Genomic DNA, 15,835 nt, shown 5'->3' on the forward strand with positions numbered 1-15,835 from the left:
TTGTCTTCTGCACAATTCGGCGCGAGTTTTTCGAGCGATCCAACGAGCATGAACACATCGAACTTGAGATTCCGCCTTCGCGCGATCGTCCTTGCCGTATCGATGGCTGGCGCCGTCACGGGACTTTTCTCCGCGCCGTCCGCGCGGGCGCAAGGGTTGCCGCTGATCCGCGACACCGAGATCGAGCTTCTGCTCAACGACTACTCCCAGAAGATTTTCCGTGCGGCGGGCCTCGGCACCGGGCGTGTCACCGTCCGCATCGTCAACAACGATGCGTTCAACGCCTTCGTGATCGACGGGCGCAACGTGTTCATGCACACCGGCACGCTGATGCAGGCCAATACGCCGAACGAGGTGATCGGCGTGCTCGCGCACGAAGCAGGCCATATCGCAGGCGGTCATATGGCGGCCCTTCGCTCGCGCATCGCGAAGGATCAGACGCGTGCGCTCCTCATCCAGCTGCTCGGCATCGGCGCCATGATCGGCGGCGCGGTCTCGGGAGGGGATGCGGGCAAAGAAATCGGAAGCGCGGGACAGGGCGTGATGATGGGCGGCAACGAGCTCATCATGCGTGGTCTGACGGCCGAGCGGCGTTCACAGGAATCGGCGGCTGACCAAGCTGGCCTTCAGTATCTCAACGCCACTCAGCAATCCGGGCGGGGCATGCTCGCCACCTTCGAGCGGTTCGCGGGGCAGGAGCTGTTCTCGGACGCACACAAGGACGCGTTCGCGCGCACCCATCCCGTGGCCACGGACCGTCTGGCGCGGCTGAGGCAGCTCGTGGAGAGCAGCCCCTACTACAACAACAAAGATGCACCCGAGCTTCAGCTTCGCCACGACATGGTGCGTGCGAAACTCTCGGGCTACATCGAGCCGCCGGCGGTGGTGTTCAACCGCTATCCACCGTCCGATACGAGCCTGCCGGCGCGTTATGCGCGGGCCATCGCCTCGTTCCGCCGGGGCGGGGCGGGCGGCCTTGAGACGGCGCTGCAAGGCGCGGATGCGCTTCTGCGCGAGAGGCCGAACGATCCTTACTTCTGGGAGGTGAAGGGTGACTTCCTGCAGAAGGCCGGCCGCCCGCAGGAGGCCATCGGACCTTTCAGGAAGGCGCTGCAACTCCACGGCGGAGATGCGCCGCTCGTGGGCGTTCAGCTCGCGCAAGCGCTGATCCAGACGAAGGACCCCCGCGTTGCCGACGAGGCGATCAACCTCTTGCGCAAGGCCGTCCAGAAAGAGCCCGACAACGCCACGGCCTATAACACGCTCGGGCAGGCGTATTACGACAAGGGCATGATGGCGCAGGCAGAACTGGCGCGGGCGCAAGGGCTCTTCTATTTTGGAGCCTTGAAACAGGCGCAGGAGTTTGCGAAACGCGCCCAGGCCGGTCTCAAGGCGGGTTCACCCGACTGGGTGAAGGCGGACGACATCATCAACTACAAGCCCCAGACCTGAAGACCTATATTCCCCTATCGAGGCGCGGCCGAGAACTGGTCCGCGGCCATCTTATGGAGCGCATATGACCCAATCCAATCCCAACAAGCCGAACAGGCCCTCGGGCCTCAGCATCGGCGCGCTCGTGGCGGCACCGCTGCTTCTCATCACCGGACTGTGGTTCGTGATGGCCGGAGACGCGAAGGACCGTGCGGCGATCGCGGCGCCTCAGGTCGGCGCCAACGAGTTCAGCCCCGATCAGCGCAAGGCGATCGAAGCGATCGTAAAGGACTACCTCGTCAAGAACCCCGAGATCTTCCTCGAGGTGCAGAGCTCGCTCGAAGCCAAGCTCGCCAAGGACGAGGCCGATCGCACGAAGGCGATGGTTGCGGAGCACGCCAAGGAGATCTATCGCGCTCCCAATGCGCCGGTCGCGGGCAATCCGGACGGCGATATCACCGTGGTCGAGTTCTTCGATTACAACTGCGGATACTGCAAGCGCGGCTTCGGCGAGATCGCGAAGCTGGTGGAGAAGGACAAGAACGTTCGCGTGGTGTTCAAGGAATTTCCGATCCTGCGTGACGAATCCGAGCAGGCGGCCAAGGTGGCGCTCGCCGCGCGCATGCAGGGCAAGTATTGGGAAGTCCATCGCGACATGATCTCGACCAAGGGCCTCGTGAACGAGGCGGTCGGCCTCAAGGTCGCGGAGGCTCACGGGCTCGACATGGCGAAGCTCAAGGCCGACATGAACTCGCCCGAGGTCAAGGCCGAGCTCGACCGGGTGAAGGACCTCGCCCGCAAGCTCTCCATCAACGGCACGCCCCACTTCCTGGTCGGCGACCGTGCCATCGGCGGGGCGCCCGAGAACCTTTACGACGTGCTCGAGGAGCACGTGGTTGCGCTGAGGAAGTCCGGCTGCACCTATTGCTGAGAAACAGAAGGCCGCCGTGGCCGGCTTCGGTCCGCGGCGGCCTTCTATGCACTTGATTTTCCCCGTTTCTTAGGGGTGTGCCTTGATCCTCTGTCCGGAGACGGTTTGGTAAACACGCCCCATAACGTTTGGCTTGGCGACCTTTCGCGGGTGCGTTAAAGCTGCTAGGGACCTTGTGTGGCTTTCCCGGTGCCGGGAGGGCCTGCATTCATGGACGGAAGCGTCCGCGAAAAAGCGGTTCAGCTAACGACCACTCAGCCCACACTCCCTTGCAGAAGCGCGAATGGCCAAACCCGTATTCGTCCTCAACGGCCCGAACCTGAACTTGCTCGGCGTGCGCGAGCCCGAGATCTACGGCCGGGATACGCTCGATGACGTGCGCCAGCGGGCAGAGGCGAGGGCGGCTGCGCTGGGGCTTACTGTTTCATTCCGCCAGACCAATCACGAGGGCGAGCTCATCGGATGGATTCAGGAAGCGCGCGGCGCGGCTTCCGGGATCATTCTCAATGCCGGCTCGCTCACGCACACGTCCATCGGCATTCTCGATGCACTCACGGCCGCGGAGCTGCCGGTGATCGAAGTGCATCTTTCCAATATTTTCCGCCGCGAGAGTTTTCGTCACCACTCCTATGTCTCGCTTGCCGCAAAGGGCGTCATCTGCGGCCTCGGCGTTCAAGGCTACGAGCTTGCACTCGACGCAATGGCGAAGCTGGTGACATGAGCGTCTCGTGAAACACAAATCCAAAGACAGCGATAAGAAGCCGAAAGGGAAAGGGCTAGCGCGCATGACGGCGAAAGACGATGCCGAGAAACCGAGTGGCGAGCAGCAGTTGATCAGGGAGCTCGCACAGCTCTTGAACGATACGGGTCTCTCAGAGATCGAGATCGAGAAGAGCGGGCTCAAGGTGCGCGTTGCCCGCACGGTGACGATCGCGGCGGCCGTGCCCGCTGCCTCTCATTTCTCTGGTGCGCCTGCCCCGGTTTCCGCGCCTTCGGCCGGGCCGGGTGCGCAGCCGGCGCCCGCGGCAGGCGGCGATCCCGCCAAGCATCCGGGTGCCGTCAAGTCGCCGATGGTCGGCACGGCCTATCGCTCGCCCGATCCGAAGGCGCCTCCGTTCGTCGAGGTCGGGGCGCGCGTGCAGCAGGGCGATACGCTGCTGATCATCGAGGCGATGAAGACCATGAACCAGATCCCCGCCCCGCGTGCGGGAACGGTCACGGCCGTTCTGGTGGAGAATGGCCAGCCCGTGGAGTTCGGCGAGCCGCTTGTGATCATTGAATAAGGGAGAAGCGGCAGCGGGCAGCGGGCAACGGGCAGCGGGATCTGATCCTCGTATATGCTGCCAGCTGCCTGTTGCCGGTTGCCCGACATAAGAATGTTCGACAAGGTCCTTATTGCCAACCGGGGTGAGATCGCGCTGCGCATTCAGCGCGCGTGCAAGGAGCTCGGCATTGCGACGGTGGCCGTCCATTCGACGGCTGACGCGGATGCGATGCACGTTAGGCTTGCCGACGAGAGCGTGTGCATCGGCTCGCCGCCCGCCAGCGACAGCTATCTCAACATTCCGCGGTTGCTGGCCGCTTGCGAGATCACCGGCGCGGATGCCGTCCATCCGGGCTACGGCTTCCTTTCCGAGAACGCCCGCTTCGCGGAGATCCTCGAAGAGCATTCGATCACCTTCATCGGCCCCACGTCCGAGCACATCCGGATCATGGGCGACAAGATCGAAGCCAAGGAAACCGCCAAGAAGCTCGGCATTCCGGTGGTGCCCGGCTCCGATGGCGCGGTGACCAGCGAAGCGCAGGCGATGAAGATCGCCAAGGACATGGGCTTCCCTGTGCTGATCAAGGCGACCGCCGGCGGCGGCGGCCGCGGCATGAAGGTTGCCCATTCGGCGGCGGACCTCGGCATCGCTCTCGCGACGGCACGCTCGGAAGCCAAGGCGGCGTTCGGCAACGACTCCGTCTATATCGAGAAATATCTGCAGAAGCCGCGCCACATCGAGATCCAGGTGTTCGGCGATGGCAAGGGCAACGCGGTGCACCTCGGCGAGCGCGATTGCTCGCTGCAGCGGCGCCACCAGAAGATCCTCGAAGAATCTCCGTCGCCCGCGCTCAACGCCGCTTCGCGCCAGAAGATCGGCGAGGTCGTCGCCGCCGCGATGCGCAAGATCAAGTACCGCGGCGCAGGAACGGTCGAGTTCCTGTTCGAGGACGGCGAGTTCTATTTCATCGAAATGAACACGCGTCTGCAGGTGGAGCATCCGGTCACCGAGGCCATCACCGGCATCGACCTCGTGCTGGAGCAGATCCGCGTGGCGTCCGGCGGCCAGCTCGGGTTCAAGCAGGAGGACATCACGTTCTCCGGGCATGCGATCGAGTGTCGAATCAACGCCGAGAATCCGCGCACCTTCCGGCCTTCGCCTGGCCAGATCACTTACTGGCATCCGCCGGGCGGACTTGGCGTGCGTGTCGACAGCGGTGTGTACCAGGGCTATCGCATTCCCCCGTTCTACGACAGCTTGATTGGTAAGCTGATCGTGCACGGAAAGAACCGCAATGAATGCCTGATGCGCCTTAGGCGCGCGTTGTCGGAGTTCGTGATCGACGGAATCGAGACGACGATCCCGTTGTTCAACGAACTGATCCGGCAGCCGGACATTGCCAACGGGCTCTACGATATCCATTGGCTAGAAAAGTATCTCGGGAAGCAGTCCTGACGCGCGGTGTGGTCAAGGTACTCGCCACTCGAGTGATCCGGCTTTAGTATCGCGCCTGGTGCCGGATAGCCGGCGCAAGGACGTTGAGACGGGAGCATGAGTGATGGCGTCACGCGACGACATCATGATCGAGATTACGCCGCAGGTCCTTCTCAAGGCCTACAGCTGCGGCATCTTTCCAATGGCCGAGAGCGCGGATGATCCTGCGCTCTATTGGATCGAGCCTCAGCACCGGGGCATCCTTCCGCTCGAGGCGGTGCACGTTCCAAAGCGCCTGGCGCGGACGGTGCGGAGCGGCGCACTGCGGGTTGCCATCGATACCGACTACGAAGGGGTGATCGAGGGGTGCGCCGCGGAGCGCGCGGGGCGGCGGTCCACCTGGATCAACGGCCGTATCCGCGGGCTCTATCAGGAGCTCTTCCGGCTCGGCCACTGCCACACTGTAGAAGTGTGGGAGGGTGACCGTCTGGTCGGTGGTCTCTACGGGGTGGCGCTGGGCGGCGTGTTCTTCGGCGAGAGCATGTTCTCCTATGTGCGGGACGCTTCCAAGATCGCCCTCGTTCATCTTGCCGGACGGCTGATCGCCGGCGGCTTCACGTTGTTGGATACACAGTTCGTGACCGATCACCTTCGCCAGTTCGGCACCATCGAGGTCGATCGCGACGATTTCCATCGCCTGCTCGACGACGCGCTTCGCCAGTCGGCGGATTTCCTGCGGCTTCCGCTGGACACGCCCGGAGCTACCATTCTCGACATCATCGAGCGCGCGCGGGACGAGTCCCCACGGGACACGCGATGACCTCTGCCAAGGACGACAAGACCGAGGGCGCAGTGAAGCGCCGGCCCCGCCCGTTCGAGCGATCGGGCAAGCTCGAGCTGATCCGCACCAAGGGGCCAGCCGACTACGCGCTTCTCGACAGTGGCGGTGGGCGCAAGCTCGAACGGTTCGGTCCGATAGTCGTCGACAGGCCGGAGCCGCAGGCGCTCTGGAGCCGGCAGCTCGGCGGCGCGGCCTGGGGGAAGGCGCATGCCGTCTTCTCCGCTTCGGCCGACGACGAGGAAAAAGGAAAGTGGCGGCTCGACAAGCCAGTGCCGGACGGCTGGCCGGTGCGTGTGGGCGAGGTGGTGCTGACCTGCAAGCTGCAGGGGCTGTGGCATCTCGGGCTCTTTCCGGAGCAATCACCGCACTGGGACTGGATGATCGAGCAGATCGGTGCAGTGAGCGGGGAGCGCCCGCGCGTGCTGAACCTCTTTGCCTACACGGGTGCCGCCTCGCTTCTGGCCGCGCGGGCCGGGGCTGAGGTCACGCACGTGGATGCGTCCAAGAAGGCGATCCAGTGGGCCAAGGAGAATCAGACGGCGTCGGGGCTCGGCTCCGCGCCGATACGCTGGATCCTGGACGATGCGGCGAAGTTCGTTGCGCGCGAGGTTCGGCGGGGCAAGACCTATCATGTGATCCTGATCGATCCGCCGAAGTTCGGGCGCGGCCCGGAAGGCGAGGTGTGGGATCTGTTCCAGGGCTTGCCGGTCCTGTTGAAGAATGCGGCGCAATTGCTGGCGCCGGGGCGCGCGGCGATGATCCTCACCGTCTACGCCATTCGCGCGTCCGCGCTGGCATTCGAGCAACTTTCGGCCGACGTGCTCGCGGATCGCGGCGGACATCTCTCGTTTGGAGAACTCGCTTTGTCGGCTGAGGGCGGCGGGGCCGCGGTTCCCACATCGCTGTTCGTGCGGTGGACATCATGACCGGGCCGGAACCGCGCATCATCACCAGTCTCACCAACGACAGGGTGAAGGCGATCCGTGCCCTCGACATGCGCAAGGAGCGCAAGCAGACGGGCCTGTTCGTAGCGGAGGGCGCTTCGATCCTGGTCACGGCGCGCGAAGCTGGCTTCACGCCGACGAGCCTCGTCTATCAGTCCGGATCGGCGGCGAGCCCCGTATCGCGCTCGCTCGTCGGCTGGGCGCTGGGCGCGGGGGCGGACGTGCTCGAAGTCTCGGAGCCCGTGCTGGCGAAGCTCGCGTCGAAAGAAAACCCGCAGTCGATGATCGGGGTGTTCCGGCAGCGCTGGGTCGATCCTCCGGAGCGCGTTGCGAGCGAGGACTGCTGGCTCGCGCTCGAGGAGGTGCGCGATCCCGGCAATCTCGGCACCATCATCCGCACGGTCGATGCGGTCGGTGCAAAGGGCATCATTCTGGTCGGCAACTCGTGCGATCCCTATTCGCGGGAAGCGGTGCGCGCGACGATGGGGTCTGTGTTCAGCGTGCCGCTGGTGCGCACCACGCGCGAGGACTTCCTGCTGTGGCGCGCGACGTGGCGCGGCGATGTGGTCGGCACGCATCTCGATGCGCAGGAGGATTTCCGGCAAGCGGCCTACAAGGGGCCTGTGCTGCTGGTGATGGGGAGCGAAGGGCCTGGGCTCTCGGAAAGCCTTACGCGCTCGTGCTCGCGGCTCATTAAAATTCCGATGGCGGGCAAGCTGGACAGCTTGAACCTAGCCGTTGCGACCGCGCTCACGCTCTATCAGATCCGTGGCAGTGCCCTGAGGATATGACGGTCGCTCCGTTCGTGGGGAGGCAACCGACCCAATCCCTGCTCGATGTGTCTGGACCCCAACCTCCGTCGGGGTGACGTCGGGAGGAGGCGGCTGTTCGCCAGATGGGATACGTCATCACGCTCGTGGCGGAAGCATGCTTCGCATGGAGCCGGATCCAGAGACGCGAAATCGGGCGGCTAGATACAACGTCCGCCGTCGACCTCGATGGCGACACCCGTGACGAAGCTGGACGCGGGATCTGCCAGGAACAGGGCGGCGTTGGCGATGTCCTGAGGCTTCGACATGCGCCCCAGCGGGATGCCGGCTAGAAACTTCGCCCGGTTCTCGGGCGTATCGGCCGCCCCCATGAACTGCTCCAGCATGCCGGTTTCGCCGATCACGGGGTTGATGGCGTTGACGCGGATGTTCTTCGGTGCGAGCTCGGCCGCCATGGATTTCGTGAGCGTGATGACCGCGCCCTTGGAGCCGTTGTACCAGGTGAGGCCCGGGCGTGGGCGCACACCGGCGGTCGAGGCGGTATTGATGATGGAGCCGCCGCCGCGCTTCTCCAGCTCTGGAACGGCGGCGAGCGTGGTGAGATAGATCGACTTCACGTTGACCGCATAGATGCGGTCGAACTCCTCCTCGCTCACCGTCATGAGCGACTGGTTCTTGTGGGTCGTTCCGGCGTTGTTGACGAGGATGTCGAGACCGCCGAATGCTTTGACCGTTGCCGCGATCATGGCGTCGACGTCGGCTTTTCGCGAGACGTCGGCCGAAATGGAGATGGCGCCCGCGCCGATGCTCGCTGCAGCTTCGCCCGCCCGTTTCGCATCGATGTCGACGACGGCGACCTTGGCGCCTTCCGCGGCGAATATTTCCGCGATGCCGCGACCGAACCCGGAAGCCGCTCCGGTCACGATTGCGATCTTTCCGGCCAGTCTCATGGGGAACCTGTTCTGCTATTTGCCCGTCGGCGGAGCGGCCGCACGTGCCGCCTCGGCGCGGTAGGGGCTAGCCGGATAAGTGCCGAGCAGGCGCAGCTCCGTCGAGAAGAACGACAGCTCCTCGAGCGCAAGCTGAACCGGGCGATCGGCCGGGTGACCCTCGATATCGGCGTAGAACATGGTGGCGTTGAAGGTGCCCTCGAGCTGATAGCTCTCGAGCTTCATCATGTTGACGCCGTTGGTGGCGAAGCCGCCGAGCGCCTTGTAGAGCGCGGCGGGCACGTTGCGCACGCGGAACAGGAACGTGGTGACGACCGGGCTGTCCTCGGGCTCGGCGTCGTCCGGATCCTTGGCAAGGATGAGGAAGCGCGTGGTGTTGTGCGCCTCGTCCTCGATGTCGGAGCGGAGAATTTCGAGACCATAGATCTCGGCTGCCAGCCGCGAGGCGATGGCGGCGAGCGCCGGATCGCCCTGCTCGCTCACGATGCGGGCCGATCCCGCCGTATCGGCCTCCGGCACGGGCGTGAGGCCCATCGAGCGCAGCGTGTTGCGGCACTGGCCGAGCGCTTGGGTGTGGCTCAGCACCTTCTTCAAGGTTTCGAGCGAGCTGCCCTTCACCGACATGAGCTGATGGCGCACGCGCAGGAAGTGCTCGCCGACGATGTAGAGGTTCGCGCCGGGCAGAAGATGATGGATGTCGGCGACGCGCCCTGCGACCGAGTTCTCGATCGGGATCATGGCGTAGAGCACTTCGCCGGATGTGACGGCTGCAAGCGCGTCCTCGAAGGTGGGGTAGGCCAGGGCTTCGAAGTCCGGATATGCTTCCGTGCAGGCCAGATGCGAATTCGCGCCGGGCTCGCCTTGGTAAGCGATGCGCTTTGCTGAGGCCGAGGCATCGGAGGAGTGCGCGCGCGTGGAGTTCGTCATGGTGCAGGTCTCGACAGACGGAGGCGTGTTCGGATTGACCGCCTCTGGCCGCGGACGGCCCCGGTCATGGACACCGGACAGGTGCAGAGGTGGGGACGGAGGCCCGGCCCGGTGAGGGTGAGCCGACGGAGATCAGGAACGGCGCGCTCGTCTGATGAGCTGCCGGGCCCGGTTGAGATCGGCCGGAGTATCGACACCGAGGGGAACAGTGTCAACGATGGCTACGTCGATGCGCATGCCGTCCTCCAGCGCGCGAAGCTGCTCCAGGCGCTCGCGCGTTTCCAGATACGAGGCGGGGAGCGACACGAAGCGCTCCAGCGCCGTGCGCCGGTAGGCGTAGATGCCGATGTGGTGGAACAGCGGGCCGTCGCCGTGGGGAGCCGTGGCGCGGGTGAAGTAAAGAGCGCGCAGGCGGTTCTGGGAGACCGGGGTGCCGACGATTTTCACCACGTTGGGGTTGGTGCGCTCGTCGGCGTCGTGGATCTCGGCGGCGAGGGTTGCAATGTGCGGTTCCTTGCTGGTGAGCAGGACGGACGCACACTCCTGGATCAAGCGGGGCTCCAGGGTCGGCAGGTCGCCCTGCAGGTTGATGACGATGTCGGTTTCCGCTTCGGGATCGACGCGGTTCAGGGCCTCGAAAATGCGGTCGGACCCCGAAGCATGGTCGGGACGCGTAATCAGCGCCTCGCCTCCCGCATCGCGCACCGCGCTGCAGATCTCCTCGCAATCGGCGGCAACGACGACCCGGCCCATTTCGGCGGCATAGGCCTGACGCCACACGCGCACGATCATCGGCTCGCCTTCGATGTCGGCCAGCGGCTTGTTCGGAAGGCGGGTGGAGGCCATGCGGGCCGGGATGATGATCAGTGCTTTCGTCATTGTGCCTTCTCGTTCTCTGGAGCGCGCGATCCGATCCAGGTTTTGGTTGGTTGCATTTTCTTACCGGCCTTCACCTCGCCGGCAAATGCTTCCGTTGGGCCTGGCCGCCCGCCCCTGTCCGGCGTTTGCTCAAGGCATATCGCTCTGGGCCAGATGACCCGGACATTTGGCCCCATGTCCGGGGCCGCTCCGGTGCCTATGTTGGGGGCGGTCTTCTTCGTCGTATTGACAGGAATTGGGCACCAAAGGCCTTGAAACCCTTCGATCTGATGGCGCTGCGGCTCCATGTGACGACATGAGCTGTAGACTGGCCGGGTGTGGGGTTGCAAGGCATGGCCCGCGTCTTTTAGATGCGTTCTGAGTTGCGGGGGGCTCGGTATTAGCGAGCCGGAGAGGCTTTCCCCTTAGATTTGGTGAAGCCGGATCTCAGGCTGAAACGTTAAGTTCATGATTTGACGTTAACAAAATCGCACCTCGTGTTCGAAGCGGTGGACGAGGATCGTCCGGTTGCAGGGTGAAGAGAAGATGATGGATTCCTTTGAACTGACCAAGATTGCCGGAGCGGTGCTCGCGGCTTTGCTTCTCATCTTTGTGCCCAAGACGGCGATCGACATCGCGCGCAACGGTCATGGCGCGCACGGCCCGGTCGCCGGGGGCTTCACCCTTCCGGCTGCGACGGAGGCCGCTGGTGGCAAGTCCGAAGCGGGTGCCCCGGCTGCTGCCGCGTTCGATCCGGCGCAGGTGGTTGCCGCGCTTGCGACTGCCAAGCCCGAGAACGGCCAGGGCACGTTCAAGAAGTGCCTGGCGTGCCACACGGCCGACAAGGCCGCCGCCAGCAAGGCCGGTCCCAACCTTTGGGACGTCGTGGGCCGCGCCCGCGCCAGCCGCTCGGATTTCAACGGTTATTCCGAGGCCATGAAGGCCAAGACCGGCGAGTGGACGTATGCCGACCTCGCGGGCTTCCTGCACGCGCCCAAGGCCTGGCTGCCCGGCACCAAGATGATTTTCAACGGCGTGTCTGATCCGGCCGATCTCGCCGACCTGATCGCCTATATCCGGACGCTGGCGGACACTCCGCATCCGCTGCCTTAAAGGCCGGCTGCGGACGGATTGGTCCGCGCGACATATCGAGTTGTGGTCGGGGCTTCTCCTTCAGGAGAGGCCCCGATTTTGTTTGCCATCATCTTGCCGGACTATCCGTCGGCCGGGGATCCGTCCGGCCCTCTTCCGGCCCCTGATCTTGCCGATCTTTAATCCGAATCTGGATTTAAGGCGTGCTAGGGTCCGCTGCGGATTTAGTCGGATCGCGGACTTCTTCCTAGTGCGTTGTTTCCGCGTACTTCTTTCGGAAAAGTTCCTTCACACCTTTCCGGAAGCGCTCTAGGAACTGGTTTTCGCAATGCCTCCGCTTCCGCTGGGGCTGGTCGGTCATGGGTGGGCGTCCGCGCGGGTGCTTTGCGCGCGCCACCTTGGTGGTTGAAAGGGACGAAAGCGACGATGGTAGCGGCATACAGGGTTCATCAGTCTCGCTCGCGCGCGGATAACGTGACTGCCTCGCGCTCTTCACACCGCTCAGGTCCCTCGCTCCTCTCCGCCCGCTTCTCGTCCTTTCTCGCCGCGCTTTTTGTGACGGCTGCGGCACTCTCAGCGCCGGCTTCGGCCCAGGAGGAGAGCGCGCCCGCCGCTTCGCCTGCTGTAGTTCCGGCGGACGCGAGCTCTGTTCGCCATCATGCGCTCTCGCTGATCGGAGATCCGCGGTTCGGGCCTGACTTCAAGCATTTCGATTGGGTCAATCCCGATGCGCCGAAGGGCGGCACGGTGCGGTTCGCGGTCGAGGGTACGTTCGACTCCCTCAATCCCTACTCTATCAAGGGAATGTCGGCGGGCGGCATCGGCATGATCTACGACTCGCTGATGGCTGGAAGCCCGGACGAAGAGTCGACGGAGTACGGTCTCGTCGCCGAATGGGTTTCCTATCCGCCGGATTACTCGTGGGCCAAGTTCGGCCTGAGGCCGGAAGCCCGCTTCCATGACGGAAAGCCGATCACGCCTGAGGACGTGATCTTCAGCCTCGATGCGCTGAAGAAGGCTCATCCGATGTATGCCCGCTACTACAAGAACGTGGTCAAGGCCGAAAAGACCGGCGATCACGAGGTGACGTTCACGTTCGATATCGCGGGTAACCGCGAGCTTCCGCAGATCCTCGGGCAGCTTACCGTGCTTCCGAAGCACTATTGGGAGGCCACCGGCAAGAACGGCGAGCCGCGCGATCTCACCAAGAGCACGCTCGAAGTGCCGCTGGGCTCCGGGCCGTACAAGATCAAGGAATTCGATACCGGAAACCGCATCGTGTTCGAGCGCGTGAAGGATTACTGGGCGAAGGACCTGCCGGTGATGGTGGGCCAGTGGAACTTCGACGAGATGCGGTTCCAGTATTTCCGCGATCGCACCGCCGCGTTCGAGGACTTCAAGGCCGGCCGCGCCGACTTCTGGCGCGAGAACACGGCAAGCTCATGGGCCACGCAGTTCGCGTTCGATGCGATCCAGAAGGGTTGGGTCAAGAAGGAAGCGATCCCGACCAAGGGCGTCGCACGGATGCAGGGCTTCGTGTTCAACACGCGGCGCGACAAGTTCAAGGATCCCCGCGTTCGGCAGGCTTTCAACTATGCGTTCGATTTCGAGGATCTGAACAAGTCGGTTCTGTTCGGCCAGTACACGCGCGTCGGAAGCTATTTCGACAACTCGGAGCTGGCCGCGAAGGGGCTGCCGCAGGGCCGTGAGCTCGAGATCCTCAAGGAGTTCGAAAAGGATCTTCCGGCGGAAGTGTTCACGACGGAGTGGAAGAACCCGGTCTATGCCTCGCGTGAGGACGCGCGCAAGAATCTGCAGGAGGCGATGCGTCTCTTCAAGGAGGCGGGCTGGGAAGTGCGCCAGGAGGAGATCGACGATCCTGACTGCGGCATGTTCTGCAAGCTCGGCCGCGCGGTTGGCCTCGGCTCGGCCAAGACACAAACGGTGCTGCGCAACGACAAGGGCGAGCCGTTCACGGTGGAGTTCCTGCTCGGCTCCGATGCCTTCCAGCGGCATGTGGCGCACTATCGTGCCAATCTCGAGAAGATCGGCGTGAAGGCGTCGGTCCGCGTGGTCGATCCGGCGCAGTACGAGCGGCGCGAGACGACCTTCGATTTCGACATCGTCATAGACAGCTTCCCGCAATCCCTGTCGCCCGGAAACGAGCAGCGGGACTTCTGGGGCTCGGCCGCGGCGGACCAGGACGGCAGCCGCAACACCATCGGCATCAAGAGCCCGGTGATCGACGCGCTGATCGAGAAGCTCGTGGTGGCGAAGGATCGGGACGAGGTCGTCGCGCATACCCGAGCGCTCGACCGGGTTCTGCTGTGGGGGCACTATCTGGTGCCGCAGTGGTACAATCCCTACGAGTGGCTCGCGACGTGGGACATGTTTGGCCGGCCTGAGAAGCTTCCGTCTCTGACCGCAGGTTTCAGCCAGGTCTGGTGGGTCGATCCGGCCAAGCAGCAGGCGCTCGCGTCACACAGGAAATGAACGTGATGGTGGCGCGGTCTCTCGGAGGGCAGATGAGACGACTTCTCGGCGTGCGCGCTGGTCTTACAGCATTCTGCGCTCTGGCTTTCGCGGCGGGCCTCGCCTCGCCGCTCTCGGCGGAGCCCAAGCATGGGCTCTCGATTTTCGGCGATCTCAAGTATCCGGCTGACTTCACGCATTTCGACTACGTCAATCCGGATGCGCCGAAGGGCGGGAAAGCCTCGCAGATCGGCACGGCTGGGCTCACCACGTTCGACAGCTTCAATGCTTACATCCTGAAGGGCGACGCCGCCCAGGGCATGGAGCTGGTGTTCGATACCCTGATGGCGCGCGCATTGGACGAGCCGGATGCCGTCTACGGGCTTGTCGCCTCCTCGGCGGACGTGGCGCCTGACGGTCTTTCGGTTACCTTCAAGCTGAGGCCGGAAGCAAAGTTCGCCGACGGCAGCCCGCTCACCGCCGACGACGTCGTGTTCTCCTTCGACACGATCAAGGCGAAGGGGCATCCGGCGTTCGCCATTCCGCTGAAGGACGTGGTGTCCGCCGAGGCGCTCGATCCGCAAACGGTGCGCTACACGTTCCAAGGACAGCTTATTCGCGACCTGCCGATTTCCGTTGCGACGCTGCCGATCCTGTCGAAGGCGTACTACACAGCGCACGATTTCGAGAAGACGACGCTCGAGCCGCCGCTCGGCTCCGGCCCTTACAAGATCGGTGACTTCAAGGCTGGTACCTACGTCACTTACGTGCGGCGCGAGGACTATTGGGGCAAGGACCTGCCGATCAATCGTGGGCAGCACAACTTCGACGAGGTTCGCTACGAGTACTATCGCGACCGGACGCTCGAGCTCGAGAACCTGCTGGCCGGGAATTTCGATTTCCGCGAGGAGTTCACCTCCAAGGACTGGGCGGGCGGTTACGACAAGCCGGCTGTCAAGGACGGCCGGGTGAAGCTGCTCACGATCCCCGACGAGCGGCCTTCGGGCGCGCAAGGCTTCTTCATCAATACGCGCCGCGACAAGTTCAAGGACGTGCGCGTTCGGGAGGCACTTGGCCTTGCGTTCGATTTCGAGTGGAGCAACAAGAACCTCTTTTTCGGGCTCTATACGCGCACCGGGAGCTACTTCGAAAACTCCGACATGAAGGCGTCCGGAGTGCCATCGCCTGAAGAGCTGGCGTTACTGGAGCCGTTCCGGGACAAGCTTCCCGCAGCCGTGTTCGGCGAGGCCGTCTCGCCTCCGGTGACGGACGGCAGCGGCAACAATCGCGAGCAATTGCGGCGTGCCTCCAAGCTTCTCGCGGAGGCGGGATGGACGCAGACGCCGCAAGGGCTTCGCAACGCGGCGGGGCAGCCCTTTTCGGTCGAGATCCTGATCGACAGCCCTTCGTTCGAACGGATCGTGGGGCCTTATCTCAAGAACCTGAAGGCGATCGGTATCGATGCGACGATGCGGCGGGTGGATGCCGCCCAGTATGAGCGCCGGCTCAAGGATTTCGACTTCGACCTCACGACGCAGCGCTATGCGCTCCGGCTTACGCCCGGCATCGAGCTCAAGACGTTCTGGGGATCGGACGCGGCCAAAACGAATGGCAGCTTCAACCTGGCCGGGATCGCGGACCCTGTGCTCGACCAGTTGATCGATCATATCGTGACGGCAAAATCGCGGGCTGAGCTGGTGACGGCGACGCGCGCGGCGGATCGTGTTCTGAGAGCGGGCTACTACTGGGTGCCGCAATGGTACAAGGGCGCGCACAACCTTGCGTTCTGGAACAAGTTCGGATGGCCGGAGGTGAAGCCCAGGTACGAGCGCGGCGCGCTCGATACGTGGTGGTACGATAGCGAGAAGGCAAAAGCGCTGGTTCAGCGGTGACGAATGAGCCGATGACAGGGCGCGGCGC

General features: G+C 63.9%; 14 protein-coding genes. 11 read left to right on the forward strand and 3 right to left on the reverse strand.

The genetic code is table 11. The features are described from left to right. Window positions 1–48 precede the first annotated feature (48 nt). The 8 genes from F812_RS0102740 to F812_RS0102775 all read left to right on the forward strand — a co-directional run bounded on the left by F812_RS0102740 (window position 49) and on the right by F812_RS0102775 (window position 7,637). Entirely contained in the window at window positions 49–1,452 is a 1,404-nt protein-coding gene (locus tag F812_RS0102740) for a M48 family metalloprotease (protein WP_020084424.1), read from the forward strand. Between the two features lie 64 nt (window positions 1,453–1,516). Then, on the forward strand, window positions 1,517–2,362 hold the full coding sequence (locus F812_RS0102745) for a DsbA family protein (protein WP_020084425.1): 846 nt from the start codon (window positions 1,517–1,519) through the stop codon (window positions 2,360–2,362). Between the two features lie 283 nt (window positions 2,363–2,645). Further along, on the forward strand, window positions 2,646–3,083 hold the full coding sequence (aroQ, locus tag F812_RS0102750; protein ID WP_020084426.1) for a type II 3-dehydroquinate dehydratase: 438 nt from the start codon (window positions 2,646–2,648) through the stop codon (window positions 3,081–3,083). Window positions 3,084–3,147: 64 nt separating this feature from the next. Next, entirely contained in the window at window positions 3,148–3,645 is a 498-nt protein-coding gene (accB, locus tag F812_RS0102755) for an acetyl-CoA carboxylase biotin carboxyl carrier protein (protein WP_020084427.1), read from the forward strand. A 93-nt stretch (window positions 3,646–3,738) separates the two neighbouring features. Beyond that, complete coding sequence (gene accC / locus F812_RS0102760; RefSeq protein ID WP_020084428.1) at window positions 3,739–5,082, forward strand: acetyl-CoA carboxylase biotin carboxylase subunit; 1,344 nt, start codon at window positions 3,739–3,741, stop codon at window positions 5,080–5,082. A 103-nt stretch (window positions 5,083–5,185) separates the two neighbouring features. Further along, window positions 5,186–5,881: a leucyl/phenylalanyl-tRNA--protein transferase gene (gene aat, locus F812_RS0102765; RefSeq protein ID WP_020084429.1), complete on the forward strand. Its 696-nt coding sequence runs from the start codon at window positions 5,186–5,188 to the stop codon at window positions 5,879–5,881. Beyond that, window positions 5,878–6,828, forward strand: coding sequence for an RsmD family RNA methyltransferase (locus F812_RS0102770; RefSeq protein WP_020084430.1), 951 nt, complete (start codon window positions 5,878–5,880; stop codon window positions 6,826–6,828). Before aat ends, F812_RS0102770 begins: the two co-directional genes overlap by 4 nt. After that, window positions 6,825–7,637, forward strand: a complete 813-nt coding sequence (locus F812_RS0102775; protein WP_040497874.1) for a TrmH family RNA methyltransferase — start codon at window positions 6,825–6,827, stop codon at window positions 7,635–7,637. The genes F812_RS0102770 and F812_RS0102775 overlap by 4 nt, the downstream gene beginning before the upstream one ends. A gap of 179 nt (window positions 7,638–7,816) precedes the next feature. Here F812_RS0102775 and F812_RS0102780 read toward each other — a convergent pair whose 3' ends face one another. From F812_RS0102780 to F812_RS0102790, 3 genes are all read right to left on the reverse strand, one after another. Continuing rightward, the gene (locus F812_RS0102780; RefSeq protein WP_020084432.1) at window positions 7,817–8,566 is read right to left on the reverse strand and encodes a glucose 1-dehydrogenase; all 750 of its coding nucleotides are present in this window, start codon (window positions 8,564–8,566) and stop codon (window positions 7,817–7,819) included. A gap of 15 nt (window positions 8,567–8,581) precedes the next feature. Beyond that, window positions 8,582–9,493, reverse strand: coding sequence for a prephenate dehydratase (locus F812_RS0102785; RefSeq protein WP_020084433.1), 912 nt, complete (start codon window positions 9,491–9,493; stop codon window positions 8,582–8,584). A gap of 132 nt (window positions 9,494–9,625) precedes the next feature. Further along, complete coding sequence (locus F812_RS0102790; RefSeq protein WP_020084434.1) at window positions 9,626–10,372, reverse strand: 3-deoxy-manno-octulosonate cytidylyltransferase; 747 nt, start codon at window positions 10,370–10,372, stop codon at window positions 9,626–9,628. A gap of 525 nt (window positions 10,373–10,897) precedes the next feature. Between F812_RS0102790 and F812_RS0102795 the strand changes: the two genes are divergently transcribed. From F812_RS0102795 to F812_RS0102805, 3 genes are all read left to right on the forward strand, one after another. Beyond that, a complete protein-coding gene (locus F812_RS0102795; protein WP_245257609.1) occupies window positions 10,898–11,464 on the forward strand; it encodes a c-type cytochrome in 567 nt (188 codons plus the stop codon). Window positions 11,465–11,869: 405 nt separating this feature from the next. After that, window positions 11,870–13,936: an extracellular solute-binding protein gene (locus F812_RS0102800; protein WP_020084436.1), complete on the forward strand. Its 2,067-nt coding sequence runs from the start codon at window positions 11,870–11,872 to the stop codon at window positions 13,934–13,936. Window positions 13,937–13,968: 32 nt separating this feature from the next. Further along, window positions 13,969–15,807: an extracellular solute-binding protein gene (locus tag F812_RS0102805; protein WP_198011120.1), complete on the forward strand. Its 1,839-nt coding sequence runs from the start codon at window positions 13,969–13,971 to the stop codon at window positions 15,805–15,807. The last annotated feature ends 28 nt before the right edge of the window (window positions 15,808–15,835 follow it).

This window comes from Hyphomicrobium zavarzinii ATCC 27496, from assembly GCF_000383415.1.
GTDB classification, from domain to species: Bacteria; Pseudomonadota; Alphaproteobacteria; order Rhizobiales; family Hyphomicrobiaceae; genus Hyphomicrobium_C; species Hyphomicrobium_C zavarzinii.

What these genes read in the sequence shown, in the direction of transcription:
- F812_RS0102805 (WP_198011120.1), top strand. Translation starts at nt 13,969, where the DNA reads ATGAGACGACTTCTCGGCGTGCGCGCTGGTCTTACAGCATTCTGCGCT.
- F812_RS0102745 (WP_020084425.1), top strand. Translation starts at nt 1,517, where the DNA reads ATGACCCAATCCAATCCCAACAAGCCGAACAGGCCCTCGGGCCTCAGC.
- accB (WP_020084427.1), top strand. Translation starts at nt 3,148, where the DNA reads ATGACGGCGAAAGACGATGCCGAGAAACCGAGTGGCGAGCAGCAGTTG.
- accC (WP_020084428.1), top strand. Translation starts at nt 3,739, where the DNA reads ATGTTCGACAAGGTCCTTATTGCCAACCGGGGTGAGATCGCGCTGCGC.
- F812_RS0102740 (WP_020084424.1), top strand. Translation starts at nt 49, where the DNA reads ATGAACACATCGAACTTGAGATTCCGCCTTCGCGCGATCGTCCTTGCC.
- F812_RS0102775 (WP_040497874.1), top strand. Translation starts at nt 6,825, where the DNA reads ATGACCGGGCCGGAACCGCGCATCATCACCAGTCTCACCAACGACAGG.
- F812_RS0102795 (WP_245257609.1), top strand. Translation starts at nt 10,898, where the DNA reads ATGATGGATTCCTTTGAACTGACCAAGATTGCCGGAGCGGTGCTCGCG.
- aat (WP_020084429.1), top strand. Translation starts at nt 5,186, where the DNA reads ATGGCGTCACGCGACGACATCATGATCGAGATTACGCCGCAGGTCCTT.
- F812_RS0102770 (WP_020084430.1), top strand. Translation starts at nt 5,878, where the DNA reads ATGACCTCTGCCAAGGACGACAAGACCGAGGGCGCAGTGAAGCGCCGG.
- F812_RS0102800 (WP_020084436.1), top strand. Translation starts at nt 11,870, where the DNA reads ATGGTAGCGGCATACAGGGTTCATCAGTCTCGCTCGCGCGCGGATAAC.
- aroQ (WP_020084426.1), top strand. Translation starts at nt 2,646, where the DNA reads ATGGCCAAACCCGTATTCGTCCTCAACGGCCCGAACCTGAACTTGCTC.
- F812_RS0102780 (WP_020084432.1), bottom strand. Translation starts at nt 8,566, where the DNA reads ATGAGACTGGCCGGAAAGATCGCAATCGTGACCGGAGCGGCTTCCGGG.
- F812_RS0102785 (WP_020084433.1), bottom strand. Translation starts at nt 9,493, where the DNA reads ATGACGAACTCCACGCGCGCGCACTCCTCCGATGCCTCGGCCTCAGCA.
- F812_RS0102790 (WP_020084434.1), bottom strand. Translation starts at nt 10,372, where the DNA reads ATGACGAAAGCACTGATCATCATCCCGGCCCGCATGGCCTCCACCCGC.